This is a genomic window from Streptomyces sp. NPDC001985, from assembly GCF_040296845.1.
Taxonomy (GTDB): Bacteria; Actinomycetota; Actinomycetes; order Streptomycetales; family Streptomycetaceae; genus Streptomyces.
On the sequence record NZ_JBEOYB010000093.1, the window covers coordinates 1 to 25,224 of the forward strand.

At 73.5% G+C, this 25,224-nt stretch carries 21 protein-coding genes; 7 read left to right on the forward strand and 14 right to left on the reverse strand.

The window, feature by feature from the left end; genetic code table 11:
• Positions 1–32: 32 nt before the first annotated feature.
• The 7 genes from ABT122_RS29580 to ABT122_RS29610 all read right to left on the reverse strand — a co-directional run bounded on the left by ABT122_RS29580 (position 33) and on the right by ABT122_RS29610 (position 6,329).
• Entirely contained in the window at positions 33–752 is a 720-nt protein-coding gene (locus ABT122_RS29580) for a 3-keto-5-aminohexanoate cleavage protein (protein ID WP_351558544.1), read from the reverse strand.
• Positions 753–810: 58 nt separating this feature from the next.
• Entirely contained in the window at positions 811–1,476 is a 666-nt protein-coding gene (locus ABT122_RS29585) for an RraA family protein (RefSeq protein WP_351558546.1), read from the reverse strand.
• Positions 1,477–1,482: 6 nt separating this feature from the next.
• A complete protein-coding gene (locus tag ABT122_RS29590) occupies positions 1,483–2,283 on the reverse strand; it encodes a carbon-nitrogen hydrolase family protein (protein WP_351558548.1) in 801 nt (266 codons plus the stop codon).
• A 67-nt stretch (positions 2,284–2,350) separates the two neighbouring features.
• A complete protein-coding gene (locus tag ABT122_RS29595; RefSeq protein ID WP_351558550.1) occupies positions 2,351–3,466 on the reverse strand; it encodes an ABC transporter ATP-binding protein in 1,116 nt (371 codons plus the stop codon).
• A gap of 1 nt (position 3,467) precedes the next feature.
• Positions 3,468–4,544 carry an ABC transporter substrate-binding protein gene (locus ABT122_RS29600; RefSeq protein WP_351558552.1) on the reverse strand — a complete coding sequence of 359 codons (1,077 nt, stop codon included), beginning with the start codon at positions 4,542–4,544 and terminating at the stop codon, positions 3,468–3,470.
• Between the two features lie 118 nt (positions 4,545–4,662).
• Positions 4,663–5,460 carry an ABC transporter permease gene (locus ABT122_RS29605; RefSeq protein ID WP_351558554.1) on the reverse strand — a complete coding sequence of 266 codons (798 nt, stop codon included), beginning with the start codon at positions 5,458–5,460 and terminating at the stop codon, positions 4,663–4,665.
• Entirely contained in the window at positions 5,457–6,329 is an 873-nt protein-coding gene (locus tag ABT122_RS29610; protein ID WP_351558556.1) for an ABC transporter permease, read from the reverse strand. The genes ABT122_RS29605 and ABT122_RS29610 overlap by 4 nt, the downstream gene beginning before the upstream one ends.
• Before the next feature lie 254 nt (positions 6,330–6,583).
• On the opposite strand from ABT122_RS29610, the gene ABT122_RS29615 reads away from it, so the two are divergent.
• Entirely contained in the window at positions 6,584–7,069 is a 486-nt protein-coding gene (locus ABT122_RS29615) for an Lrp/AsnC family transcriptional regulator (RefSeq protein WP_351558558.1), read from the forward strand.
• A 94-nt stretch (positions 7,070–7,163) separates the two neighbouring features.
• On the opposite strand, the gene ABT122_RS29620 is transcribed toward ABT122_RS29615, so the two are convergent.
• A complete protein-coding gene (locus ABT122_RS29620; RefSeq protein ID WP_351558560.1) occupies positions 7,164–7,655 on the reverse strand; it encodes an Lrp/AsnC family transcriptional regulator in 492 nt (163 codons plus the stop codon).
• Positions 7,656–7,786: 131 nt separating this feature from the next.
• Positions 7,787–8,167: a winged helix-turn-helix transcriptional regulator gene (locus tag ABT122_RS29625; protein ID WP_351558562.1), complete on the reverse strand. Its 381-nt coding sequence runs from the start codon at positions 8,165–8,167 to the stop codon at positions 7,787–7,789.
• Positions 8,168–8,266: 99 nt separating this feature from the next.
• Here ABT122_RS29625 and ABT122_RS29630 point away from each other — a divergent pair, with 99 nt between their 5' ends.
• On the forward strand, positions 8,267–8,668 hold the full coding sequence (locus tag ABT122_RS29630) for a RidA family protein (protein ID WP_351558564.1): 402 nt from the start codon (positions 8,267–8,269) through the stop codon (positions 8,666–8,668).
• Between the two features lie 33 nt (positions 8,669–8,701).
• Here ABT122_RS29630 and ABT122_RS29635 read toward each other — a convergent pair whose 3' ends face one another.
• From ABT122_RS29635 to ABT122_RS29655, 5 genes are all read right to left on the reverse strand, one after another.
• Positions 8,702–9,970 (reverse strand): eCIS core domain-containing protein, encoded by a 1,269-nt coding sequence (locus ABT122_RS29635; protein WP_351558566.1) that lies wholly within the window; start codon positions 9,968–9,970, stop codon positions 8,702–8,704.
• 375 nt (positions 9,971–10,345) lie between these two features.
• Positions 10,346–12,589: an ATP-binding protein gene (locus tag ABT122_RS29640; RefSeq protein WP_351558568.1), complete on the reverse strand. Its 2,244-nt coding sequence runs from the start codon at positions 12,587–12,589 to the stop codon at positions 10,346–10,348.
• Entirely contained in the window at positions 12,586–13,290 is a 705-nt protein-coding gene (locus tag ABT122_RS29645) for a Pvc16 family protein (RefSeq protein WP_351558569.1), read from the reverse strand. The genes ABT122_RS29640 and ABT122_RS29645 overlap by 4 nt, the downstream gene beginning before the upstream one ends.
• Positions 13,287–16,544 carry a hypothetical protein gene (locus tag ABT122_RS29650; RefSeq protein ID WP_351558571.1) on the reverse strand — a complete coding sequence of 1,086 codons (3,258 nt, stop codon included), beginning with the start codon at positions 16,542–16,544 and terminating at the stop codon, positions 13,287–13,289. Before ABT122_RS29650 ends, ABT122_RS29645 begins: the two co-directional genes overlap by 4 nt.
• Positions 16,545–16,686: 142 nt before the next feature.
• Complete coding sequence (locus tag ABT122_RS29655) at positions 16,687–17,412, reverse strand: helix-turn-helix transcriptional regulator (RefSeq protein ID WP_351558573.1); 726 nt, start codon at positions 17,410–17,412, stop codon at positions 16,687–16,689.
• Between the two features lie 201 nt (positions 17,413–17,613).
• Between ABT122_RS29655 and ABT122_RS29660 the strand changes: the two genes are divergently transcribed.
• The 5 genes from ABT122_RS29660 to ABT122_RS29680 all read left to right on the forward strand — a co-directional run bounded on the left by ABT122_RS29660 (position 17,614) and on the right by ABT122_RS29680 (position 22,188).
• The gene (locus ABT122_RS29660; RefSeq protein ID WP_351558575.1) at positions 17,614–19,044 is read left to right on the forward strand and encodes a COG1470 family protein; all 1,431 of its coding nucleotides are present in this window, start codon (positions 17,614–17,616) and stop codon (positions 19,042–19,044) included.
• Positions 19,045–19,529: 485 nt separating this feature from the next.
• On the forward strand, positions 19,530–21,062 hold the full coding sequence (locus tag ABT122_RS29665) for a phage tail sheath family protein (protein ID WP_351558577.1): 1,533 nt from the start codon (positions 19,530–19,532) through the stop codon (positions 21,060–21,062).
• Between the two features lie 39 nt (positions 21,063–21,101).
• Entirely contained in the window at positions 21,102–21,542 is a 441-nt protein-coding gene (locus ABT122_RS29670; protein WP_153485378.1) for a phage tail protein, read from the forward strand.
• Positions 21,539–22,033 carry a hypothetical protein gene (locus tag ABT122_RS29675; protein ID WP_351558579.1) on the forward strand — a complete coding sequence of 165 codons (495 nt, stop codon included), beginning with the start codon at positions 21,539–21,541 and terminating at the stop codon, positions 22,031–22,033. The genes ABT122_RS29670 and ABT122_RS29675 overlap by 4 nt, the downstream gene beginning before the upstream one ends.
• On the forward strand, positions 22,030–22,188 hold the full coding sequence (locus ABT122_RS29680; RefSeq protein WP_351558581.1) for a DUF6760 family protein: 159 nt from the start codon (positions 22,030–22,032) through the stop codon (positions 22,186–22,188). The genes ABT122_RS29675 and ABT122_RS29680 overlap by 4 nt, the downstream gene beginning before the upstream one ends.
• Positions 22,189–25,224: the final 3,036 nt, after the last annotated feature.

The following is a 25,224-nucleotide window of genomic DNA, read 5'->3' on the forward strand; positions in this document are numbered from 1 at the left end:
GGCGCGGTACCGCGCCGGTCCGGGGAGCGGCGTCAGCCGGCGGCCAGGGCGCGCGCGGCGCGGATCAGCGACGCGTTGTCGGGGGCGTCCGTTCCGTCGGGGAGGTCCGTGCCGTCCTCGAAGCCGACGCGGGTCTCGTGACCGTCCTCGATCGCGGCCCGCACCAGCGGCCACACCGTCGGCCCGTCCCCGTGGTACAGGATCGGGCAGACCACCCCCGCCTCCCGGATGCGCGCGGCCATCGCCCGGGCCGCCGCGACCGCCGCCCCCGGCTCCTCCTCCACGGGTTCGATCAGAACCCGCACATTGTCGTGCAGCGTCGGCGACTCCAGCAGCCGGGGGACGTCGTCCATCGTCCACACCGCGCTCTCCAGGACCATGCCGCGCGCCACGACCAGCTCCGCCGTCCGTGCCGCGTCCTCCTCGCTGAAGGCCACCGACGCGAAGTCGGGCAGCACCTCCCACGACTCGACGAGCCGGTACCGCTCCTCCGGTCCCGAACAGGTCCACAGCCCCGTGGTGGTGCCGACGACGGCGTCCGGGGCGACGGCGCGGATCGCGGACAGCACCTCGGCGAGGGCGTCGGGCCGGATGGTCTGTCCGCCGTCCGGGGTGCGGACATGGAAATGGACGACATCCGCCCCGGCGGTGAGCACGGCGAGGGTGTCGGCGGCGATCTCCGCCGCGGTGACCGGGACGGTGGGCCGTTCGGTCTGCGAACGCCCGCCGTTGACGGCGGCTTTGAGCAACACGGGATGGTCCTTTCGGCAAGCGGATGGGGGAGAGGGGGAGTCCGGGACGGGAGGCGGTTCAGCCCAGCCGCCGGAGCGCCCGGGTGGCACCGGTCAGCGAGCCCAGCGGCTCGCCCCGCCAGACCTCCGCGACGAGGGCGGGTTCCTCCGCGTCGTCGGCGAGGGCCTCGTCGACGACGGCCGCGAGCCGCGCGGCGGGGGCGATGATCACACCATTGGCATCGCCGAGGACGAGGTCACCGGCGTGGACCGGGACACCGCCGCAGACGACCGGCGCGCACAGCGAACCGTCCGCGATCCCGTGCAGCTTGGTGGTCAGGGCGGTGCGCCCGTACGCGTACACCGGCAGCCCGAGGGCGCGCAGCGCGTCGATGTCGGTGCACAGGCCGTCCACCACGGCGCCCGCGGCGCCGCGGGAGGCCAGCGCGTTGGCGACGACCTCGCCCAGCGGCGCGTGCCGCCGGTCGCCGCCGCAGTCGACCACGACCACGTCACCGGGTTCGACCAGCCCGGCGGCGTGGTGCAGCACCGTGGAGTCCGTCGCGGTGATCCGCACGGTCACGGCCCGGCCGACGATCCGCTCGGTTCCGGCCTGCCGCTGGAGCAGGGGGTCGCAGAAGCCCTCCTCCAGATAGTGGCCGAGGGTGGGGAAGTCCACCCTCCGGAGTTTCCCGGCGAGTTCCCCGTCGAGAGGGGCGGGCAGTTCACGCAGGTCGAGCGGCATGACGGGTCACCTCGGTCCGATGATGATGCGGCGGTTGCGGAGCACGGGCAGAACCGTGCGGGCCCGGTCGATCCGGTCCTTGTCGGCGTCCACGACGAGCAGCGAGCGCTCCTCCTCGCCGAGGGCGGCCCGGACCACGCCGAGCGGGTCGACGGCCATGCTCATCCCGATGCAGTCGGGGGTGGTCAGCGAGGACGCCACGACCCAGCAGGTGTTCTCGATGGCCCGGGTGCGCAGCAGCGTCGCCCAGTGGTCCTCCTTGAGAGGGCCCTTGACCCACGCCGCCGAGACCGACAGCAGATCCGCGCCCATCTCCACCAGCGACCGGGTGAACTCCGGGAAGCGGACGTCGTAGCAGTTCACCAGGCCGACGTTGAAGTCGCCGATCCGCACCACGACCGGTCCGGTGTCACCGCGCTGGACCCTGCGGGACTCCCGGTAGTCGAAGGCGTCGTACAGATGCATCTTGCGGTAGAGGCCGAGGATCTCCCCGCTCGCGGCCACGGCGGCCATGGTGTTGTACGGCAGCGCCTCACCGCTGTCCTCGAAGCCGGCGGCGATGACCGCGATGCCGTGGGTGGACGCGATCCGGGTGAGCCCGTCGAGGAAGGCGGGCCAGTGCCGTTCGGCGAGTTCGCGGAGCGGCACCTCCTCGGAGCCGTCGGTGTCCGACGGGACCATCGACTCCTCGGGGAAGACGACGAGTTCGGCGCCCGCCGCGGCGGCCTCCCGGGTCATCTCCTCGATGACGGTGAGATTGGCCGCCGCGTCGGCGGTCGGGGCGAACTGGGCTGCGGCGACCTTCACGGTCGTGTCTCCTCGCTGTGGGGGTTGCGGTGGGGGCAGGACGCGGATTCGGGCCGGGGGTTCGCGCTCATCCGGCCAGCACCCGTGAGTGCCGGGGGTGCCAGCCGGCGGCGACACGGTCGCCGATCGCCGGTCCGCCCGCGTCCGTACCGCGCACCTCGGCGACGAAGTCCCCGCCGTTCGTGAGGGTGAGGTGGTAGCGGGTGGCGTTGCCGAGGTAGACGATCTGCTGGAGGACCCCGTCCACGAGGACGGGGCAGCCCTCCGGCTCCACGCCCGCGCGGCCGAGCCGGACGTTCTCCGGGCGGACGGCCAGATGCACGTGGGTGCCGTCGGCCAGGCCATGGCCGTCGGGGACCGCGAGATTCCCGAGCCCGTCCACCCCGAGGCGCCCGCCGGCGAGTGTCCCGGCCAGAAAGTTGGAGGTGCCGATGAAGTCGGCGACGAACCGGGTCGCCGGGCGTTCGTAGACGGCTTCCGGGGTGTCGATCTGGAGCACCCGGCCGCCGTCCATGACCGCGATGCGGTCGGACATGGTCAGCGCCTCCTCCTGGTCGTGGGTGACGGTGACGAAGGTGACGCCGACCTCGCGCTGGATCTTCTTCAGCTCCAGTTGCATCTCGGCGCGCAGCTTCTGGTCGAGGGCGCCCAGCGGCTCGTCGAGGAGGAGCAGCGAGGGGCGGCCGATCAGGGCCCGTGCGATGGCGACGCGCTGCCGCTGCCCGCCGGAGAGCCGGCCGATGGCCCGGTCGCCGTAGCCGTCGAGGCGCACCAGCGCGAGCGCCTCCCGCACAGCTTCCGCGATCTCCGCCTTCGGCCGGGATCCGCGGACCTTCAGCTCGAAGGCGACGTTCCCGGCGACGTCGAGATGAGGGAACAGGGCGTAGCTCTGGAAGAGCATGTTGAGGTCCCGCTTGTGCGGCGGTACGCCGGTCGAGGGGACCCCGCCCAGCTCGACGGTGCCCTCGGTGGGCGTCTCGAAGCCGGTGATCATCCGCATCAGGGTCGTCTTGCCGCACCCCGAGGGGCCGAGGATGGAGAAGAACTCACCCGCCCGGATGTCGAGGGTCACGTCCGAGACGGCCGGGGTGGTGCCGAAGGTCTTGCCGACTCCGGTCAGCCGGACGGCGGGCGGGCCCGCCGGTGCGCCCGGCCCCGGGTCCTTCAGGATCGCTGTGGTCATGTCAGGACGCCTTCACCTTGGTCCAGCCCCGCTGGAAGTGCTTCATCGCGGTGCCCGGGTCGAGCAGGAAGTCCGCGTTCTCGATGGCCTCGTCGGACGCGTAGATCGCCGGGTTCTCCAGCGCCTTCTTGTCCTTGACGAACGCGCGCGCCTTGGCGTTGGTGCTGGCGCTGCCGCCGTCGTCGGTGGCCATCGCGGCGATCTCGGGGCGCAGTGTGAAGTTGATGAACCGGTAGGCGGCGTCCGTGTTCTTCGCGCCCTTCGGGATGGAGAGGCCGTCCGTCCAGATCGAGCCGCCCTCCTCGGGGATGACGTAGTGGACGTTCTCGTTGGCGGCGACGACCTTCGCCATCGCCGTGCCGCTCCACGCCTGGACCGCGCACGCCTGCCCGCTGGAGAGCAGTTGCGGGTAGTTGGTGGAGTTGTAGCCCGCGAGGATCTTCTTCTGGTTCTCCAGCGCCTTCGTCGCCGCCTCGATCTCGCCCTCGTCGGTGCTGGTGGCGCGGGCGCCGGTGACCTGGAGGCCCGCGATATAGGCCGCCAGCATGTTGTCCAGCATGTAGACCTTGCCCCGGTGCTCCGTGTCGAACAGGGTCTTCCAGCTGGTCGCCGAGGGGATACAGGTGTCGTTGTAGGCGAAGCCCGTGGTGCCCCAGATCCACGGGACGCTGTACTTGTTCCCCTTGTCGTACGAGGGGTCGCGGAACTTCTCCGCGAGGTTCTCCAGGCCCTTGATCCGGGAGTGGTCGAGCGGCTGGATCAGCTGCTGGCCGATGAGCTGCTGCACGGTGTACTGGCTGGGCTCCACCAGGTCGTAGCCGGCCGAGCCGGAACTGAGCTTGGCGGTCATGGTCTCGTTGCTGTCGAAGGTGTCGAGGGTGACCTCGATCCCGGTCTCCGCCTCGAACTTCTTCACCACGGACTCGGGGATCTCCCCGGCCCAGGCGTAGATGTTCAGCTTCTTCCCGCCGCCGGAGCCCGCGTCGGAGCCGGAGCCGCCGCAGCCGGCGAGGAGCAGTGCGGAGACGGTGGCGATGGAGACGGCGAGGACGGTTCTGGGGACTCTTCTCGTACGCATGGGGGTGTGCCTTTCACGGGTTCAGCGGGTCCGGGGGTGCGCGGTGCGGGGGTGCGCGGGCGCGGGGATGCTTCGGGTCGTCGGGGGACGGGCGGCGCGCGGCGCCGGTCGGGGCCGGCTAGCCCTGCTTGCCGCCGAGGAGCACCTGCCGCATCTGGCGCAGCCCGACGCCGAGGATGATCAGCAGCGTGAACAGCACCAGCAGCGTGCCCAGGGCGTTGATCTCGGGTGTCAGACCGCCCTTGAGCATCGAGTACACCCGCAGCGGCAGGGTGGTGGAGCCGATGCCGTTGGTGAAGGTCGACATCACGATGTTGCCGAACGAGATGGTGAAGCAGAGCAGCCAGGCGGCGAGCAGCGGCTGCCGCAGCAGCGGCAGGGTCACCCGCCGAAACGCCTGCCAGGGGTTGCAGCCGAGATCGGTCGCGGCCTCCCCGAGCGAGGAGTCCAGCGCGTTGTACGCGCCGAGGACGATCAGCGCCGCGTAGGGCAGGGTCACCACCAGATGCCCGAGGACGAGGGTCGTCATCCCGAGGTCGGCGCTCAGCGCCCCGAAGACCGACAGCAGGGCCACCCCCAGCACGATCTCGGGAATGATCAGCGGCAGGAACAGCCCGCCGGAGAAGACGGCCCGCCGGCGCCTGGTCAGCCGGGCCATGCCCATCGCGGAGAGCAGCCCGCACACGGTGGCGAGGGTCGCGGAGATCAGGGCGACCTCCGCGCTGACCCGCAGCGCGGCCAGCAGTTCGGTGTTGTCGGCGAGCGTGCCGTACCAGCGGGTGGAGAATCCGGCCCACTTGTACGTGACCTCGGAGTCGTTGAACGACAGCACCACCACGACGACGATCGGGATGTAGAGGAAGGCGATGACGCCCCGGGCCAGCCAGGCCGTCACGGTGTCGAGGACGTGCTTCATGCCGTCTTCCTCCTCAGCCGCCGGGCGGCCACTCCGAAGACCGCCATCGAGGCCACCATCAGCACCAGCAGGACCACGGAGGCCGCGGCGCCCATCGGCTGGTTGCGGAACTCGGTGTACAGGGTCACGATCAGATTGCCGACGAGCTGGTCCCGGCCGCCGCCGAGCAGCACGGGGATGACGAAGACGCCGAGGGTCGGGATGAAGGTGAGCAGCGCCGCCGCGAGCATCCCGGGGCGGGCGATCGGCAGCAGGACCCGGGTGTGCACCCGCCACCAGCCGCAGCCGAGGTCGCGGGCGGCCTCGCCGAGCGAGTTGTCCACCCCGCGCAGGGAGGCGTAGATCGGGAAGATCGCCGTCGGCAGGAAGGCGTACACCAGGCCGATGAACGAGGCCCCCTGGCTCGGTATCCACTGGGTGGGCCCGTCGGTGAAGCCGAGGGCGTCGGTGAGGCTGTTGACCGGGCCGCCGGGGCTCAGCAGGTTGATCCAGGCGAACGTCCGGACCAGGAAGTCCGTCCAGAACGGCACGATGATCAGCAGCAGAAGCAGCATCTGGCGCTGCGGGGAGCGTCCGGCGAGGTAGTACGAGACGACATAGCCGAGGACCAGGCAGACCAGGGTGTTCAGGGCCGCCATGCCGAGGCTGTAGCCGAAGACCTTGAGGTAGATCGGCTCGAACAGGTCCTGGTAGTTGGTGAGGGTGTACCCGCCCCGCACCCCGCCGTACGCGTCGGCGGAGGCGAAGCTGTTGCGCACCACCAGGAGCAGCGGCACGAGCACCAGACCGAGCACGGTGATCCCGGCAGGCGCGAGAAGCGCCGTGGTCACCGCCGCCCGGCGCGCGGAGCGCGGCGCTGCTGCCGTCACCGGGACGTCCGGCGCGGGCGTCGGTCGGGCGGAGGGGTTCTGTGCATGCGCTCTTCTCCTTGGCTCCGGGGCGGGGCGTCGATGGAGAACAGCGTCGGTCATCAGCCAGTGGCCGGAAAGATGTAGATGAGACGAATCCCGTGGAAAGTCGAGGTAATTTCCACGGATATCGCAGCCGGAGGTCGGTGTGATGGTCGACTCTTGACGTATGGGTGATGATGGCTGTCAGTACCATCCACCTTTGGAGGCGCCTTATGATCGATGACCTGGACCGGCAGATCATCGACCAGCTCCGGGTGGACGGCCGCCGCTCCTTCGCCGAGATCGGCCGCGCCGTCGGTCTCTCCGAGGCCTCCGTGCGCGCCCGCTACCAGCGGCTCCAGCGCAAGGGGGTGCTCCAGGTGGTGGGCATGACGGACGCGATACGGATGGGCGAGATGGAGGTCCACCTCGCGGTCCGCGTCCACCATGTGCCCGTCGCCCTGGTCGCCCGCGAGCTGTCCCGGATGCCCGAGATGCGGTACGTGGCGTCCTGCGTCGGGCCCTACGACCTCATCGTGGATGTGCGCTGCCGCGACCTCGAACACCTCGCGGAGCTGCTCACCGAGCGGGTGCGCCGGGTCAACGGCGTCGCGCACGCCGAGGCGCTGACCGTGCTGGAGGTCATCAAGGACTCGTATCTCTGGGCCGGCTTCCGCGAGGTCCCGGTGCGCCCGGGGGAGCGGATCATCCCCGGCTGAAACCGGCGCGGCCGGTGGCCGCGCCGTGGTCGGGGCCCGTCTGCGGTGGTGGCCCCGCCCGGAGCGGTGGGCCCGCCCGCGCCGCCGGCCCCGCTCAGACCGCCGGCCGCCGGCCCGGCTCCTCGGTGACGCCCTGCCCCACGGCGCTCGCCAGCCCGCTCCACGAGTAGTCCTTGAAGTGTTCGAGCAGCAGCAGCACCTGGACCCGGGAGACGCCCGGCAGCATCCGGATGTCGTCCAGCAGCTGCACCAGTTGCGCCTGATCACGGCAGGTGCCGTCCAGGAAGATGTCCTGGCTGCCCGCGCAGAGCGCCACATGGTTGATCATCGGCATCCCGGAGAGCGACTTCGCCACCGCGCGCGGGGTGAGGTCCCGGACCCGGATCATCAGCCGTACCGACTGATGGCCCAGTGTCAGCGGGTCGCACAGCGCGACGATCCGCAGCACGCCGCTCTCCTGGAGCCGGGACACCCGCTGCCGCACGGTCGCCTCGGAGACGCCGAGATCCCGGGCGAGCCCCGTGTAGGGGGTCCGGCCGTCCCGGGTCAGCGTCTGCACGATCCTGCGGTCCATGTCGTCGAGCACGCCCCCACCATGGCATACGCCCGTCCCGGGGCGACAGGCCCGCCGGGCCGCCCGCTCGGCCCGCGACGACGGCCCGGTGCCGGCGGGCCCGCGCACCCGGGGCGTGCCGGCCTCACCCGCGCACCGGGGCCTCAGGCGTCGAAACGCCGGCGGGCGGCCTCGATGTCGCCGAGATACCGGTGGGTCCAGCCGCACATGCCGTCGACGGTGGCCCGCAGGGCCTGGCCCGGCTCGGTGAGGGTGTACTCGACCCGTGGGGGCACGGTGGGGTGCACCTTCCGCGCGACCAGGCCGTACCGCTCCAGCATGCGCAGATTCTGGGTGAGCATCTTGTGGCTGACGCCCTCGACCTCGTTCCTCAGCTCGCTGAAGCGCAGGGTGCGTTCGCCGAGCGCCTCGATGATCAGGAACGCCCACTTGTTGGCCACATCCGAGAAGATCTCCCGCGCCAGCGAGTCCGCGCGCCGCAGATCCGCGTCCTCGGGCGAGCCGGTGAACTTCTTGGTCACCATCGGGTTCCCCGGTTTCTGAGAAGTGCGTTCTTCCGGACCGGAGGACACTCTCCTACAGTTTCCCAGTAACCACAAGAGAGCAAAGGGAGTGCGCGGAACATGAGCGACCTCGATGTCTTCCACCACAACGTCCCGGCCGAGAGCGCCTTCGGCTACGCGCAGGCGATCAGGTCCGGCGCGCTGATCCATGTCTCCGGACAGCTCTCCCTCGACGAGACGGGAGCCTTCCGCCACCCGGACGACTTCGAAGCCCAGATGCGGCGGACCCACGCCAACATCGACAAGGTCCTGGACCACTACGGCGCCACCCGCGCCCGGATCGTCTCGCAGACCCTCTACCTGGTGGACTTCGGGCGCCACGCCGAGGCGATGGCGCGGGGCAACCGGGCGTACTTCGGCGGCCACCGCCCGGTCAGCACCGCCGTCGGTGTCACCGAACTGACCTTCCCCGGCCAGCTCATCGAGATCAGCGCGATCGTCGACACCGGACTGCCCGGCTGAACCCGGCCGGGCCCCGGCCCTCCGGACGGCGGCTCACTGGCCGCCGTCCACGGTGGACAGATCGATGTCCCAGCTGTGCTCGTCCGCGGCGTTGGCCGTGATCGGCGCGGGTGCGTCCGGGTTCTCGGGGTCGAAGGTGGAGGTCAGCGTGTGGGTGACGACCGGACTGGTCCACGCGGCGGCGCCGGCGTTGAAGGCGCCCGTGTTCCTCGCGACCTTCCAGCGGAAGCTGACGCTGTAGGACGCCAGCCAGTACCCCTGGGTCATGCTCCGGTCGGTGGAGAACCCGGGGTCGTCGTTGAAGGTGATGCGGTCCTTCGAGTTGTCGATCACCGCGTTGTTGTAGAGCGGCCGGTACGGGCCGTCCTGCACCCAGTCCCGGAAGGTCTCCTGGCCCGGCGCGGGGTTGTCGGGGGTGATCTGGACGCTGCGGTCGGTGACCTGCTGCCAGAAGTGGTAGTTGGTGGCGACCGAGAGCGGCGCCCCGTCCGGGTTCCTCAAGGACGCGGCCTGGGTGAAGCCGATGCTCTGGTTGGCGTTGAGCCGCTGCGAGGCCGGGCCGTCGTACTGGGAGGTGAAGACCAGTCTCGGCTTGTTGAGGTCGAAGTTCTTGCTGCTTCCCCGGGTGTTGCGGCGCTGCGGCGGAGGGCTGTTGCCGCTGGCCACTTCCTCCTTCTTCCGCTTCGGGGGCATCCGCTGCACCGCAGCCCCGGCACCGTGCCCGCCACGCCCGGGCCCGTGTTCGTGACCATGGCCGCTCCGCCCGCTCTCGCCGGACCTCCCGCCCCCGGCCGCGCTCCGGGACGGCGCGGCCATCGCGCGCCTCGCGCCGGCCTCCGCCTCGCGTTCGAAACGGTCCGACGGATCGGAGATCCTGAGGCCGTCACCGGTGTCGGTGCCGGCGACCGGTCCCTGGCGCTGCTGGACGACATGGGTGAGTTCATGGGCCAGGGTGTGCGGGTCGGCCCCACCCGCACCGATCACGACATGGTTGCCCGAGGTGTAGGCACGGGCGCCCACCTCCGCCGCGGAGGCACGGGCCGCGCTGTCGTCGTGCACCCGGACATCGGAGAAGTCCGCCCCCAGCCGGGCCTCCATGTCGGTGCGGACGGAGTCGTCCAGGGCCCGCCCCGGGGAGCGGAGCACGGCGTGCACCGTGGCGCGTTGGACCGGCCGCCGGCTCTCCGGCCCGGGCGCCTCCCCTCCGGCCCCGGCCTCCCGCTGGGCCTCCGCCTCGACCATGCGCGCCACGGCGGCGTTGCCGATGGTGCGCTGGAGGGTCGCCGCCCTCTCGGGTGTCATACGGCGGACACCGGACCCGGCACCGGACACCGGCCCCGCACGCCCCGCCGCTCGCGCCGGGGATGCCGGGCGCGCCGCCCTCGCCGGCCATTCGTGTGCATGCACAGCTCTGGACCCTTCCGCCCGGGATCGGACGCCGCTCGCCCCGCGGACGCATCCGTACGAGACTATCGGCGCGCTCGGCGGAGGGAAGTACCCGGCGGGGCAGGGGTGCTGTCCCCCGGGGCAGCGTCATCCGCCCTCCCGGACGCAGGCCCCGGCCCCTCGCGCCCGCCCTCCACTCGCCTCCCCCCGCTCCTCTCGGCCCTCGGTCCTCCGCCCTCGGCCCTCCGCCCTCGGCCCTCCGCCCTCGGCCCTCGGCCCTCCGCCGGACGGTCATCCGCCGTCGGCCGGCGCACGGTCCAGCCAGGGGCCGAACTCGCTCTCCAGAACCAGCCGGCCGAGTTTGCGGTACTCCTGGAGCACCGCCGACACCACCTGCTCCATCCGGAGCGGCTGCCCCGACTCCGCCGCCAGATAGGCGGCGGTGACCGCACAGGCGCGGATCGACCCGCCCGCCAGCTCGAACCGCGCCGCGCAGAAATCCAGATCCAGATCCGCGCCGCGCGGGATGGCCGGCCCGAGACAGCGGTCCCACAGCGCCCGTCGCCCCCGGGCGTCCGGCACGGGGAACTCCGCGATCACATCGAGGCGCCGGGTGAAGGCCTCATCGAGATGGGCCCGCAGATTGGTGGTGAGCACCGCGATCCCGTCGAAGGACTCCATCCGCTGGAGCAGATACGCCGACTCCACATTGGCGTGCCGGTCGTGCGCGTCCCTGACCTGAGAGCGCTTCCCGAAGATCGCGTCCGCCTCGTCGAACAGCAGGATGCCGTTGACATTGGATGCCTCGGTGAAGATCCTTTCGAGGTTCTTCTCGGTCTCACCGATGTACTTGTCCACCACGGTGGAGAGGTCCACCACATACAGCTCCATGCCCAGGTCGGCGGCGACCACCTCGGCGGACATGGTCTTGCCCGTGCCGGACTCACCGGCGAACAGGGCGACGACCCCCCGGCCCCGGCCGCCTCCCGGCCTCATCCGCCACTGCCCGAGCACCTGTCCCCGGTGGCGGGCGCGCAGCGCGAGTTCCGTCAGCCGGCCACGGGTCCCGGCGGGCAGCACGAGGTCGTCCCAGCCGACCGAGGGCTCCACGCGGCGGGCGAGCCGCTCCAGACCCGCGCCGTTCTGCGCCCGGACCGCCGTGCGCAGATCCCGCGCGTCCACCGGCCGCTCCTCCAGGGCAGCGAGCCGGGAGGCGACGGCGGCGGCCTTCCGTATCTGCTCGGAGTCGAGCCGGTGGGCGGCGGCCGTCCCGATGAGCCGCTCGTCGGCCCCCGCGTCGCGAGCGGCCGGGCCGGCCGCCGCGAGCGCCCTGCGCCACTGCCGGGCCACGCCATCGGGGCCGGGCGGCAGGACCCGGACCGGGACCGGGCTGTCCCGGGTCCACAGGGGGTCCCAGGTCCGCTTCCCATGGGCGATCAAGGGAGTCCCGCCGACCGCCGCGCAGAGACCGGCGAGCAGCCGCGCCCCCTCCGGCCGTTCGGGGGCGAGTGCTTCGAGCGGACCGAGCACGACCCCGCCGCGGCTCAGCCGGGCCTCGGCCGCCAGCGCCCGCACGAAGGAGCCCGGTTCGGGAGCGGTGGCGAGCGCCGCGGTGTCCACGACCAGCGGACGGAGCCCAGCGGCGCGCACCGCCTCGACCGCCAGCCCGCCCGGATCGCCTCCCCGGTCCAGCAGATGCACCAGACCGCTGCCCGTGCCCAGCGCCGCCGCCACCCGCAGGGCCTCGGGCCCCGGGTCGTCCGGCGCGCGCCCGGGCGCGGCGTCGTGGACCAGGCCCCGCAGCCTCCCGTCGATCTCGTCGTCGCCGAGCAGATGGGCGGTGATCCGGTCCGGCACCCGCAGCACTCGTGAGAGCAGGGGGCGCTCGGCCTCCAGGATCTCCAGCAGCCCGCCCGCGACCAGCGGGGCGAACGGCGAGAACCGGAATCGGCCGGGGCTCGCGGCCGGCAGTCCGCACAGCTCCAGCGCCAGCCCGACGGTCGCCCGGCGGCGGGTCAGATCGTCGTGGAGATACCCGTAGAGCCGCTCGAAACGGTGGTCGATGTCCGGGGCCATCGCGACCAGCAGGAGGTCCAGGTCGAGCGGGGCCAGACCGAAGCCGTCGACGAGCCGCCGGAGCCGGCTCCCCGGCGGAGGGTGCGGCGGCTGTGCGTTTCCGAGCGCCGGGACCTGGTCCGGGTCCTGGCTCTGGTCCGGGTCCTGGCTCTGGCTCTGGTCCGGGTTCGGGACCTGGTCCTGGTCCTGGTCCCGGCTCTGGTCCGGGTTCGGGCTCTGGTCCGGGTTCGGGACCGGCGCGAACGCGTCGCGGGAGTCCATGATCCGTTCCGCCGCCTCGGGGGTGAGGTACTGCCCCCGGTACGGATCGTCCGGTTCCGGATCGTCGGCCCGACGGGCCGTCACCGCGATCCTGACCCGCCGTTCGACGAGGGCCAGCCGTTCCCAGAGCTGCCCGGCGTCCGCCGCCGGGGTGCCGGGCGGTGCGACGGTGGCGCGGACACCCTGTGCCGTGGTCATCGGGCCGCGCCCCGGCGCCTGCGCCGGCCGGGCGGCGACGGCTGTTCACGTATCCCGGCGAACCCCTGCTCGCCGGGGCCGGGGATGTCCCCGTACCGCAGCCGGCGCCCCGGCTCCACCGCTTCGCCGTCCCGCGCGGCGACCGCCCGCACCACCAGCCCCTCGGTGACGGGCGGGCCCGCGGAACCGCGTTCACCGGCCAGCGGCGCCCGGACGCGCAGATCGATCGCGGCCTTCAGCTCGCCGCCCAGCGCGGACCACACATCCGCCGCGGACGGCCCGTCGGCGCCCGGGCCCGCCGCCTCGATCTCCACGGCCAGCCCCAGCTCGGCGAGGCTGCCCGTGCGCATCCGGGCGGGCAGCACATCCGACCGCACGAGCGCGCGCAGCACATCGGAGAGCAGCCGGTGTTCGTCCTGGGGCCGGTTGGTCCAGGCGGTGACCAGATAGGTCAGCTCGAACCAGCGCGGCGGGGTCCACCGCCCGGTCACCATCCCCTGGTCGTCGTACTCCTCGGCGGCGCCGGTGCGGCGCCGGCTCGCGTCCTCCCGGATGCCGTGGAGGAAGACACTGACCGTGGGGGCGTTCCGCCGGGCGGCCCAGTCCTTGGTCGGCGCGTCGAAGACCAGATCGACACCGCTCTCCTGGACACCGGCCTCGACCAGCAGCAGCCGCAGCCCCTCGTCCACCTCGTGGATCACCGCCGCCCCACCTCGTCCGGCGGGACCATCGTGCCGCTGACCACCAGGAAGTCCGTGGTCACCGGGCTGAACCCCGACCCCCTGGCGGTGATCACCCGCGGCCCCGTCCCGTCCTTGGCCAGGATCAGCAACTGGGCGATGAAGGTGCGGTTCCCGCGTACGGCGGTGGGCGGCGCGGTCGCCGTGATCCCGGGCTTCCAGCTCAGCGCGACGGAGGCCCCGGGCGGGAAGTCCCTGCCGCGCACGGAGGTGACGAAGCCCGGCTTGCCGACGGCCGGCACCGCGACGATTCTGGGCTGGAGGATGCGCAGCGCCGTCCTGGAGACATTGTCGCGGGGGTTGGCGTCGGTACCGGTCGTGGTCAGCGTCCCGGTGACGGACGTCCTCAGCGCCCGGTTCGGCGAGAGCACGACCCGGATGACGGTGGATTCCCCCGGTTCCAGGTCGGGCAGGGCGCACACCCCGGCGGCGCAGCCCGCCGGGAGCGAGCCCGCCGGGACGCGCGCGGGCAGTCCGAGCCTCAGCCGCAGTCCGGTGGCGAGCGCGTTCCGCCCGTTGCGCACGGTGTACGTCACCACCACCCGGCCCCCGACGAAGCCGGGGTTGGGCCGCGCCCGCACGGTGACGGCGGGTCCCGCCTCGGGCTCGGGCGCCTCGGGGGAGGAGGACGGGGGCCGCGTCGGTTCCGCACTCGAAGGCGAGGGCGACGGGGTGGGGGTGGGGGTGGGAGTGGAAGGGGGACGGGGTGATGTGGTCGGTGTCGGTGTGGGGCTCGGTGTGGGGCTCGGCGTGGGCGTCGGCGTCGGGCTCGGAGTCGGGGTGGGGCTCGGAGTCACCTCCCGGACCGGGACCGTCGTACCGGCCGCGTTGTCCGAAGGGTTCGGATCGAGCACGGCTCCACCGACCGACCAGCCGACCCGCTGATCCCCCGGCGTCACCCCGGTCAGCCGGGCGGTGACCTCCACGGCGGCCCCGGGCCGCAGCACTCCGAGATCACACTGCGGCGACCCGGCGGCGCAGGTCCCGGCCGGGGTGGTGAGCCGCTCCAGCCGCACCCCCGCCGGGGCGTCGACGGTCAGCGTGGTGCCGGGCGAGAGCGCGGGGCCCCGGTTGGTGACGGTGACCGTCACCGACACGGCGGAACCCACCTCCACCGAGGGCCCGGTGGGCGGTGCGCTCAGCGACAGATCGACCGACTGCTGGAAGCCGGGCTCCTTCTGCCGCCCGGGCAGTCCGGTGCCGAACGGCGTCAGATCGCCCGACGCGAGGTCGAGCACGGAGAGCTGCTCGGGGGAGTTCGCCGCGAGCGCCCTGCGCGAACTGAGCACCAGCCGCTCCGCCTCCGGCGACCAGGCAACGTCGCGCGGCTGGAAGGGCCCGGTCTCCGAGGTGTCGGGGATGTCCTGGCGACAGGCGTCCGGGTTGTCCCGCTGGACGGACGGGAGCACGACCTGGCACGCCCCGCCGGAGAGCGAGGCCAGCACGATCCCGGCCCGCTCGTTGACCCGGCCGCCGCCGTCCTTGCGGTTGAAGGCGACCCGGCCGCCGTCGGGGGAGAACGCGGGGCTGTCGTCGATCACCTCGCAGTCACCGGGACAGATGGTGGCACTGAGGTTCCGCTGCTGGTCCAGCGCCCGCACCGGCACGGTCCAGATGTGCTTGTTGCCGCCGACGCCCTGGATCACCCGGTTGCGGGTGAAGGCGAGGGTGGTTCCGTCCGACGACCAGGTCGGCTGCGCGTCGCCGCCGGCCGGCTCCCCGGCGGGCGGCACGACCTCACCGACGATCGCCCCCGTGGCGGCCTCCGCGATGAGCACCCTGCTCGGCCCGGCGGCCCCGCCGACCCCGCCGGGCGAGGTCCTGGTGAACGCCAGCCGGGAGCCGTCCGGCGAGAAGGCGGGGTCGGTGTCCCAGTCGCGCGGGCCGCGCCCGGCGAGCGGCATCGGCGCCGCGTTCGCCCCGTCGGCGTCGGCCAGCCAGATCCGTTCGACGCGCCCGGCGTCCGAGTCCTCGAACCGGGTGACGACGATGCGCCTGCCGTCCGGTGTGTAGTTCTGCCGCTCGGTCCACGGGTCGAAGCCCGGGGCCGGGTTGAACAGCGGATCGGCGGCGGGGTCGGTGTTCGTGGCCGCCGCCGGGTCCTCCTTGAGCAGGGTCAGCCCGAGGTCCCGGGGGTCCGACCCGTCCTGTCGGACGTCCTGGAGCGTCACGACGTTCGCCGCCGACGCGCTCGTCCGCGCGACCACGACGGACCCCGAGTCCAGCGGGCCGAGCCACCCCGGCGAGTCGACCGCACGGTCCTCGCTGAGCACGGTCCTCGGCGCGGTGCCGGTGAAGGCGGTCGCCCGGTGGACATGGTCGAAGTCATCGCAGCCGCAGCTCAGATCGGGGCTGAGGAAGAGCAGATCGTTTCCGTCCGGGAGCCAGCTCGCCGAGTGCGTGCGCCAGCTCGCCGGCCCGTCGGCCAGCAGCGGACGGTCGGTTCCGGGGCCCTCGGTCGCCCGGAGCCGGGGCCCGCTCCCGTCGTCCCCTTCGAGGGTGTACGCGACCAGCGCCCGGTGCGCCGCGTCGTCCACCGGGTTCCACACCGGCTCGGTCGCGTCGCCCGCCGGGCCGTCGCTGATCCGGGTCGCCGCGCCGCCCGACACGGCCCGTTCGTAGATCTGCCGGCCCCGCGCGGGGCCGCCGTCACCGGAGTACGCGATCCGGGAACCGTCCGGGGAGAACGTCGGTGCGCTCTCGTCGCCCCCGGTGTCCGTCAGCCGCCGCAGTCCGGAGCCGTCGGCACCGACCGTCCACAGATCGCGCTGGAGCCCCCCGCCCGGTGCGGGCTCACCCGAGTCGAACACCACGGTCCGCCCGTCCGGGGAGAGTTCCGGGTGGGCCGCGTCGCGGTCGGTGGTGAGTCTGCGCACCGCCCCGTCCGCGCCCCGCACATAGACCTGCGGGCGCGCGGTGTCGCGCCGGCTGGTGAAGACCAGCACGTCACCGCGGGCGGAGGGGTCCTGGTCGTAGTGGGCCGGGCCGGGCCCGAACAACGGATCGCTGCGCCCGGGGTCGGCGACCCGGCCGAGACTGCGGTGCTCGGTGCCCGCGTAGACGATGCGCCCGCCGTCCACCGCCTCGGCGGTGAGCCTCGGCGCGCCCTGCGGGGCGGACGCGGACCCCACCACGAGCAGCGGCGCCAGCAGCACCACGGCACCGGTCAGTCGGCCCAGCCGGGAATGCCCCACCGGGCCAGCAGCGCCGCTCACGGCCCACCTCACAGTCTGGATCGTCGGCTCTCCGCCCTCAGCATCGCGCTCGCACGGGGCCGAGGACAGGCCGGGAGCACCCCGAGCGGGGGAAGGAGCCACTGCCCTTTGCGGCGCGGCACCCTCCCCGGTCCGCTCCGTCTCAGATGAGCCCGTGCCGCATCGCGTAGCCCACCGCGTGGGCCCGGTTGCGCAGTTCGAGCCGGGTCGCCACCTCGTGCAGCACGTTCTTGACGGTGCGTTCGGAGTACGAGGTCCGCTGGGCGATCTCCGCGGTGTCCAGCCCCTCCGACACCAGCCTGATCATCTCCGCCTCCCGTGTCGTGAGGGTGGAGAGCGAGAGCCCCCGGGGGTCGAGGACCGTGCGCTGGAGGCTGCTGACATGGTCGAGGAGCTTGCCGAGCAGATCGCCCGGCAGCACACCCTCCCCGTTGGCCATCGCCGTCACCAGATGGACCAGCCGGTCCTGATCGGCCTCGGCCCGCCGCAGCACGGCGGCGACACCGCACTCGATCATGGTCTGGAGCGCGCCCGATTCGAAGGAGCCGACGACGAGTCCGGTCCGGGTCGCGGTGTTGCGCTGGAGACGGTGAAGGAGCTGAACGCTGGGCTCCCCCAGGGTGTCCACGACCACTAAGGAGACCTGGGCCCGGTCGGCCTCGGAGTCCGCCAGCAGCTCTATCTCCGGCCGGAGCCGCAGCTGGTGGACCATGCCGGTCTGGAGGATCAGATCCTCCGCGTACACGGCTACGGAGACCCGGTCCCCCGGGGCCCTCTCGGTACCGGACCCGGTGGGGCGCTCGGCTCCCGCGGGCCCCTGGTACGGGCCGCGCCGGGCTGGTCTGTTCGTCATGTCCGTCGTCGTCATCGTTCCGTGCCCGTCTTCCTCAATGACATCCAGCCGATAGGTCGTCGCCGCTGTCGCACCGCACCGCCGCCGGCAGGGCGCGCGGGCCCGGCGCGCGGGCGCCGGGGCGCCGTGCGGGGGTGCCTCCGGGGCACCGCCCGTGCCCGTTTGTTGCCCTCGCGTCTCTGCTGCGGAACCCGGACGGCGGCCTAGCGTCGCACCGTGACCACATCTGCCGAACTCGACCGGCCCACGGTGACGGTGTCGCCGGGCGCCGAGGCGACGATGCCCCTGACCGTGCGCAACGACAGCGACATCGTCGAGGCCTACACACTCGAAGTGGTCGGCGACTGCGCCGCGTGGAGCACCGTCCTGCCGGCGCGGGTCTCCCTCTACCCCGGCACCTCCGAGGTGGTGACCGTACGGCTCGCGCCGCCCAGATCCCACGAGGTCCGGGCCGGGGAGACACCTCTCGGAGTCCGCGTTCTGCCGGCGGAGCGCCCCGGCTCGGTGGTGGTTCCCGAGGCCACTGTGATCATCGAGCCCTTCCACGAACTGCGGGCGGATCTGGACCCGCGCCGGCGCCGGGGCTGGCTGGGAGCCCGGTTCCGCACTTCGGTGCGGAACCGCGGGAACACCCCGGTCGGTGTCGCCCTCACCGGCAGGCAGCCCGGGGAGGAACTCCGGCTCTCCTTCACCCCGGACGTGCTGCGCCTGGAACCGGGGGAGTCCGCCGAGGCGCGGCTGCGCGTGCGGGCCCAGCCGATCTGGTTCGGTGAGCCGGTCGATCGGCCGTTCGAGTTCGAGGCCGCAGAGAGCGCCCAGAGCGCCGGGGACGCCGGGGACGGCGTGAGCCCCGGGGACGCGGGGCCCTCCGGGCCGGAGACCGGCGGCGAGCCGCCCGGCCTGTCCGAGACGCTGCCGGGCGAGTTCGCGCAGATGCCCCTGCTGCCCCGGTGGCTGCTGATCGTCCTGGCGGCGCTGCTCGCCCTGCTCATCGCGTGGTTCGCGCTGGTGCGGCCGGCGGTGCGGAGCACAGCGAAGCAGGCGGCGACCGTGGCCGCCAAGGAGGAGACGGCCCGCGGCGAGCAGTCGGGTCAGCCGGCACCGGGTGGAACGGAGAACCCGGCCGGCGGTCCCGGCCAGAGCCAGGGGCCCGGGCAGGGGCCGGGCCAGGGACAGGGGACGACCGCTCCGGGCGGTTCGGCCGCCCCCGGAGGCGCCTCCACCGGCGGCACCGGTACGGGCACCGGCAGCGGCACCGGGACCGGCACAGGCCAGGGCACCGGGGGCACTCAGCAGAGTTCGGCGACCATCGACGTGCAGACCGGGTCGGGTGCCGAGAAACAGGGCACTTACCGGGTACCGGAGGGGAAGGTGTTCGGCATCACGGACATCGTGGTGGCGAACTTCCAGGGGGACGAGGGAACGCTCACCATCTCCTTCGGGGAGCGGAAGATCACCACCATCGCGCTGGAGACCTTCCGCAATCAGGACTACCACTGGGTCACCCCCATCCAGATTCCGGCGAACGCCGCTGTGACCGCTTCCGTGACCTGCGCCAAACCGGGGACGCCGGCAACGGGGACCCAGGCTTCCGAATGTCACCAGGTACTCAATGTCAGCGGCATAATGAGCGATGTCGCCCCGTAGAGACAACAGCGCCGGGCCACCCGCCTTCCCCGCGGGGGGCGAGAACAGCGGAGAACACGACCGGGGAACACCCGGAGTGCCCGTCGTCGGCAGATTCTTTCCCCTGCGGACGCCCAAAGTCCACGCCTTGGGAATTTCCCGCCACTTCCGGGGCCGGGCGAAGGACATCCGGCCGGAGATCCCCGGAGGGCCCGCGAGCGCTGATCCGGTCACCGGGAACCGTACGGCCGGTCCGTCACCGACAGCGAACTCTGGCCGATTCCCGACAGCCCCGCCCCGCCCCCGCCGCCGCCCCGGGCGTCCGTGAGCGGTGCCGGGGACGCGCCGGACGGGACATCCGGTCCGCGAGGGGCAGCGATTCCGCCCGTCGGGGTGCCCGGAAAGGCAGCGTCGTTGCCCCGCGTCCAGGACTCTGGGGCCTACTGCCCGCCACGGCCGCCGGACAAGACTGAGCGGCGAACGAATGACCACGACAAGGAGCGAGCATGCCGTCGTACCTCACCCCCGGTGTTTACGTGGAGGAGGTGCAGTCGGGAGCGCGGCCCATCGAGGGAGTCGGCACCGCGGTCGCAGCCTTCGTCGGCTTCTCGGGGACCGGCCCCTTCCACCAGCCGACCCTGGTGACCAACTGGGACCAGTACGTCCAGACGTTCGGCACCTTCACCGCCGACACCTGTCTGGCCTCCGCCGTCCACGGCTACTTCGCCAACGGAGGCGGCGCGGCCTATGTGGTGCGCGTCGGCGGCCCCGCGCAGGGCGAGGAGCGGGAGTCCGCGCCCGAGGCGGTCCCGCCCGTCGCCATCGGCGGCTTCCTGGTCTCCGCCCGGCCCGGCGCGCGTGGCGACCTCTCCGTGGAGATCGCCGACGCCGAGGGCGAGAACCCGCCGGAGGACCGCTTCCGGCTCCTGGTGCGCCAGTCGGGCAAGGTCGTGGAGAGCTATGACGTCTCCACCCGCAAGAACGTCAAGGGCTATGTGGTCACCCAGACCCGCGAGTCCCGGCTCATCGAGGTCACCGAACAGCCCGGTGCGGCGCAGAGCCGCCCCGACCGGCAGAGCCTGACCCTCGCGCCCGCCGCGCCCGCCCCCGGCACCGGGGTGGTGACCCGGCTCGACGCGGCCGAGTACGTCGGCGACACCGCCGCCCGGACCGGGTTCGCGGGCCTGGAGGCGATCGACGAGGTCACCATGGTCGCCGTACCGGATCTGATGAGCGCCCACCGGCGCGGCGACATCGACGCCGAGGGCGTCAAGACCGTGCAGCTGGCGGTCATCTCGCACTGCGAACAGATGGGCGACCGGGTCGCCATTCTGGACACACCGCCCGGGCTGTCCGCCCAGCGCGCCCGTACCTGGCGCAACGACGACGCCGGATTCGACTCGCGCTACGCGACCGTGTACTACCCGTGGCTCAAGGTCTTCGACCCGGCGACCGGCCGCAACACCCTGGTGCCGCCGAGCGGACACGTCGCCGGGGTCTGGGCGCGCAGCGACAGCGAGCGCGGAGTGCACAAGGCCCCCGCCAACGAGGTCATCCGGGGCGCGGTGGATCTGGAGATCCGCCTCAGCAAGGGCGAACAGGACCTGCTCAACCCCATCGGTGTGAACTGTGTGCGCGCCTTCCCCGGGCGGGGCATCCGGATCTGGGGGGCGCGCACGCTCTCGTCCGACCCGGCCTGGCGCTATCTCAATGTGCGCCGGCTCTTCAACTACCTGGAGGAGTCGATCCTCCTGGGCACCCAGTGGGTGGTGTTCGAGCCGAACGACGACCGCCTGTGGTCGAGCATCCGGCGCAACGTCACCGCTTTCCTCATCGAGGAGTGGCGCCGGGGCGCCCTCTTCGGCCGCACGGCCGAGGAGGCGTTCTACGTCAAGTGCGACCGTGACAACAACCCGCAGGAGTCGATCGACCTCGGGCGGGTCGTGTGCGAGATCGGCGTGGCGCCGGTGAAGCCCGCGGAATTCGTGGTCTTCCGCCTCGCGCAGTTCTCCGACAGCACCAGCCTCGTCGACGAGTGATCCGGCAGCAACCGCGAACGGAGTAGGTGACACAGACCCATGGCAGAGGGCGACGCTCTTTCCACCCATGTCTTCGGCGTGCAGCTCGGCGGCTATCTCGTCGAGTCGATCCAGGAGGTCAGCGGTATGACCGTCGAGGAGGAAGTCGTCGAGGTCCGCCAAGTGACCGCCGAGGGCAAACAGATCATCCGCAAACAGCCCGGCGCGCGTCAGGCGGGCGAGGTGACGATCACCCGAGGGCTCGACCAGAGCAGTGAGTTCACCAACTGGATCAAGGAGACGCTCAACAACGGCGCCGTCGACACCGCCCGCCAGAACCTCACCATCGAGATCAAGGACTCGACGGGTGCCACGGTCCGGCGCATCCAGCTGATGCAGGGGTGGGCCAGCAAGTGGGAGGGTCCCTCGCTGAAGGCCGGAGAGTCCAGCGCCGCCACGGAGACGGTGACCATCACCTTCGAGGAGATCGTGGTCGAATGAGGCGCAGGACCGTCAGGTCGGGCGGGCTCGACGAGATCATCGACGGCCTCGCGCCGGCGCCGTCCACCGGCCGCGAGGAGGGTTCCGCGCCGGCTCCGGGACGGGACCGCGACCGCGAGGAGTCGCGTACGGAGTTCGCGTTCGAACTCCCGCGCGGGTACGTCGACGACGAGGGCCGGGCGCACCGGCACGGCACCATGCGGCTCGCGACGGCACGGGACGAACTGCGCCCGCAGATCGATCTGCGGGTGAAGGAGAACCCGGCGTATCTGAGCGTGGTGCTGCTGAGCCAGGTGATCACCCGGCTCGGCACCGTCACCGATGTGCACGCCGGGGTGGTGGAGCGGATGTACGCCACCGATGTGGCGTTCCTCCAGGACTTCTACCGCCGGATCAACAGCGAGGGACACACCCACGCCGCGGTGACCTGTCCGCTGTGCCACGGATCGTTCGAGGTGGACCTCTCGGGTGGGCGCCTGGGGGAATCGTGACGTACGCGATTCCCCGGCTGCGGGAGGAGATCGCGTACATCGCCTACCACTTCCACTGGCAGCGAGAGGACATCCTCGACCTCACCCACGGCGAGCGTCAGCAGTGGGTGCGGGAGATAGCGCGGATCAACACCCGCGTCAACGAAGGCGGTTGATTCTGTGGGATACGGGGACTGGTTCCGCCGGCGCGGCCCGCGGCGGCCGGACGCGGCCTCGGGCGCCGGGGACGGCGACGGAGGCGGAACGGCACCGGAGGCGGGCCGGGGGACGGGGGAGCGGGGCGCGGGCGAGGGCTGGGACGGCGGCTGGCGGCGGGTCGCGCCGCCGCGGACGACGGTCGCCCGGTCCGCGATCGCGGTGAGCGACGGGCTGCGGTTCAGATCCGGCCTCGCCTCATGGCAGAACCCCGCGTTCGGCGGCGAACTCGGCCACGCGGTGCTGCCGTCCGCGCCGGTGGGGCTGATCCACGGAGTCGCCCGCCCGGCCCGCGCCCGGTCCTCCCCGGCCGGCGGGCCCCTGCTTCTGCGGGCCGTCAGACCCGGCGCGGACGCCGGGGCCGAACCGGTGGAGGAGCCTGTGACGGGGGCGCCGGGCGGCCGTACGGCCGGTGCGAAGCCGGCACCGCGCCGGCGGACGAGCCGTACGACACCCCCGGGGGACGGCCCGGCCACCCCGGATACGAGTCCGGGTGCGGGTGCGGGTTCGGGTTCGGGTGGTGGGGAGCGGGGTGCGGTGTCCGGGCCGTTGGTGGTGCCGGGTTCGCGTCGGTCCGGGGGTGCGGTGCCCGGGCCTTCTTCGGCGGGTGCGGGTGCGGGTTCGGGTTCGGGTGGTGGGGAGCGGGGTGCGGTGTCCGGGCCGTTGGTGGTGCCGGGTTCGCGTCGGTCCGGGGGTGCGGTATCCGGGCCTTCTTCGGCGGATACCGGTTCGGGTTCGGGTGATGGGGAGCGGGGTGCGGTGTCCGGGCCGTTGGTGGTGCCGGGTTCGCGTCGGTCCGGGGGTGCGGTGCCCGGGCCTTCTTCGGCGGGTGCGGGTGCGGGTTCGGGTGGTGATGGGGGACAGCGGGCGGTGTCCGGGCCGTCCGTCGTGCCGGGATTCCCCCCGTCCGCGGACAGCGCACCCGCGCCCGTGCCGGTGGTGGCGGCTCCGCTCCGGCGGACTCTCCCCGCCGCCGTGCGTCCCCGGCCGAGCGGGCCGTCCCTGACCGTCGCCCGCCGCCCGGCGATGCCCCTCCGGCGCGTCGCCGCGCTGCCACCGGCCACCCCTTCCGCCCTCACCCCCGCACCGGCGGCCGTGCCCGGGCCACCGGCCGGCTCCGGCGGGCCGGCTCCCGCCGCACCCTCCGAACCCGTACCCCCGGGGGATCGCGCTTCCCGCCGACCCACCGCCGCAGCCGTGCGCCCCGCCCTGGGGCAGCCCCCGCCGGAACCGCCCGCCGGGGCCGTCCTCTCCGGGGACACGTCCTCCGGCCCGGCCGGGCGACCGTCCACGGTCGCTCCCGTGCTCCAGCGACGGACTCCGGACGCGGTGACCCCCGAGGCGACCACGCCCCCACCGGAGCCGATGAAGCCGGTGGTACGCCGGGAACCGCCCCGGCCGGACCGGCCGGCCCCCGCCACCGGGCCGGCCCCGGCACCGGAACGCCCGCCGTCGCCGCCCGCCGCGCACCGTACGGAACCGGCCGGCGGAACCACGGGACCGCACACCCCGCGAACCCCGACGGCCCGGCCCGCCCGGCGATCGCGAACGGAGCCCGAGCCCCCGAATCCTTCCGGCGCTCCCCGGCCGCCCGCGCGATCGGCGCCGCCGGACGGGCCCTCCGGGACAGGGGCCCGCGCCCGTGGCGGGATCGGCCTCCCCCTGCCGTCCCTGCCGTCGACGGCCAGGATCGAGGGCGGCGCTCCGCTGCTCGGTGACGGCCGCCGGAGCCGGCCGGGAACCGCGGGTCCCCGGCAGCGCCCGCCGGTTCCAGGGGCCGCGCCCGCACTCCCCGCACCGGCCGAGCCGGCCCCCGGGCCCCCGCGCATGCCGGTGCGTCAGACCTCCGCGCCGGCCCCGGAAACCGCCGCTGTCCGCAGCGCGGCCGGGACCGCCCGTACGGAACCGTCCCCTCCCGCACCGGTGCGTGTCCGGAAGGTCGCCCCGGAGCGGGGGAAGGGCCGGCCGGCCCCGCTCGCCACCGCCGGTGCCGGGGGACCAGCGCCCGTCGTGCGGCGGTCGCGGGGGCTGCTCGCGGGCAGAGCCCTCACGGTGGGCACCGGCTCCGGCATGGGCTCCGCCGCACCGGCGGCGACGGCGGGCGGCGGGTCCCGGCCGGTCGTGACACCCGTCTGGCGCCGTGGGGCACGGCAGCCGGGACCCGCCGAGCCGCCGTCGGAGCGGGACGCCTCGCGGCCGGAGCGGCGCCGTCCGTCCCCTCCACCGGGAACGGCGCCCCGGCGGCCCCGGCGGCCCACCGAGCCGGTCCCGCCCGGCCGGACCGGAACGGCCGGCGCGGGGCCCGCGCCCGGCAGTCCGGCCACCGGGCGCACCACCCGGACCACCCGTACCGGCCTGGGCGGGACCTCCTCGCCCCGCCCGCCCGTCGACGGGCCCCGGCGCCCACCGGAGTCCGCTGCTGTGCCGGCGGACCCGGTGCGGGAGCCCCGGCCGGACCGGGCTGACCGGCCGCACCGGACCCCCGCGCAACGGCCCGACCGCCCAGCGCGCGACCGGGCGGCCGGCGGCTTCCTCCCGCGGCTCGTCCAGCGCGCCGTGCGCGGCGGGACGACCGGGAGAACGTCAGCGCGAGCGCGGCCGACTCCGCCCCCGGCTCCGAGCGCGAGCGGGACAGCGCGGCCGTCCCCTCCCACCACCCGCCCCCGCCCGCAGGACCTCCGCCCCCAGGACCCCTCGGGCCCGAATCCCCTCGCGCGGAAGCCGGGCGCGGAGCCGCGCCCCGCCCGCCCACCGGGACCTCCGCCCGGGGAGCCCGCCCCTTCCCCCGCTCCTCCGGCGGCTCCCGCCGTCCCGGTCGTGCGACCGCACCCACCCGCGCCCGGCGGGACGGGAGCCGCGGCCGCCGTCCCCGTACAGCGGACGGCGATGCCGGTGGTGCCCGAATCCGCCGGTCCCACCGGCACCCCGCCCCCCGCTCGGGGCGGTGCGCGCCCGCCGCCGCTGCCGGTACGGGCCCACGGCGCGGGACCCGTACC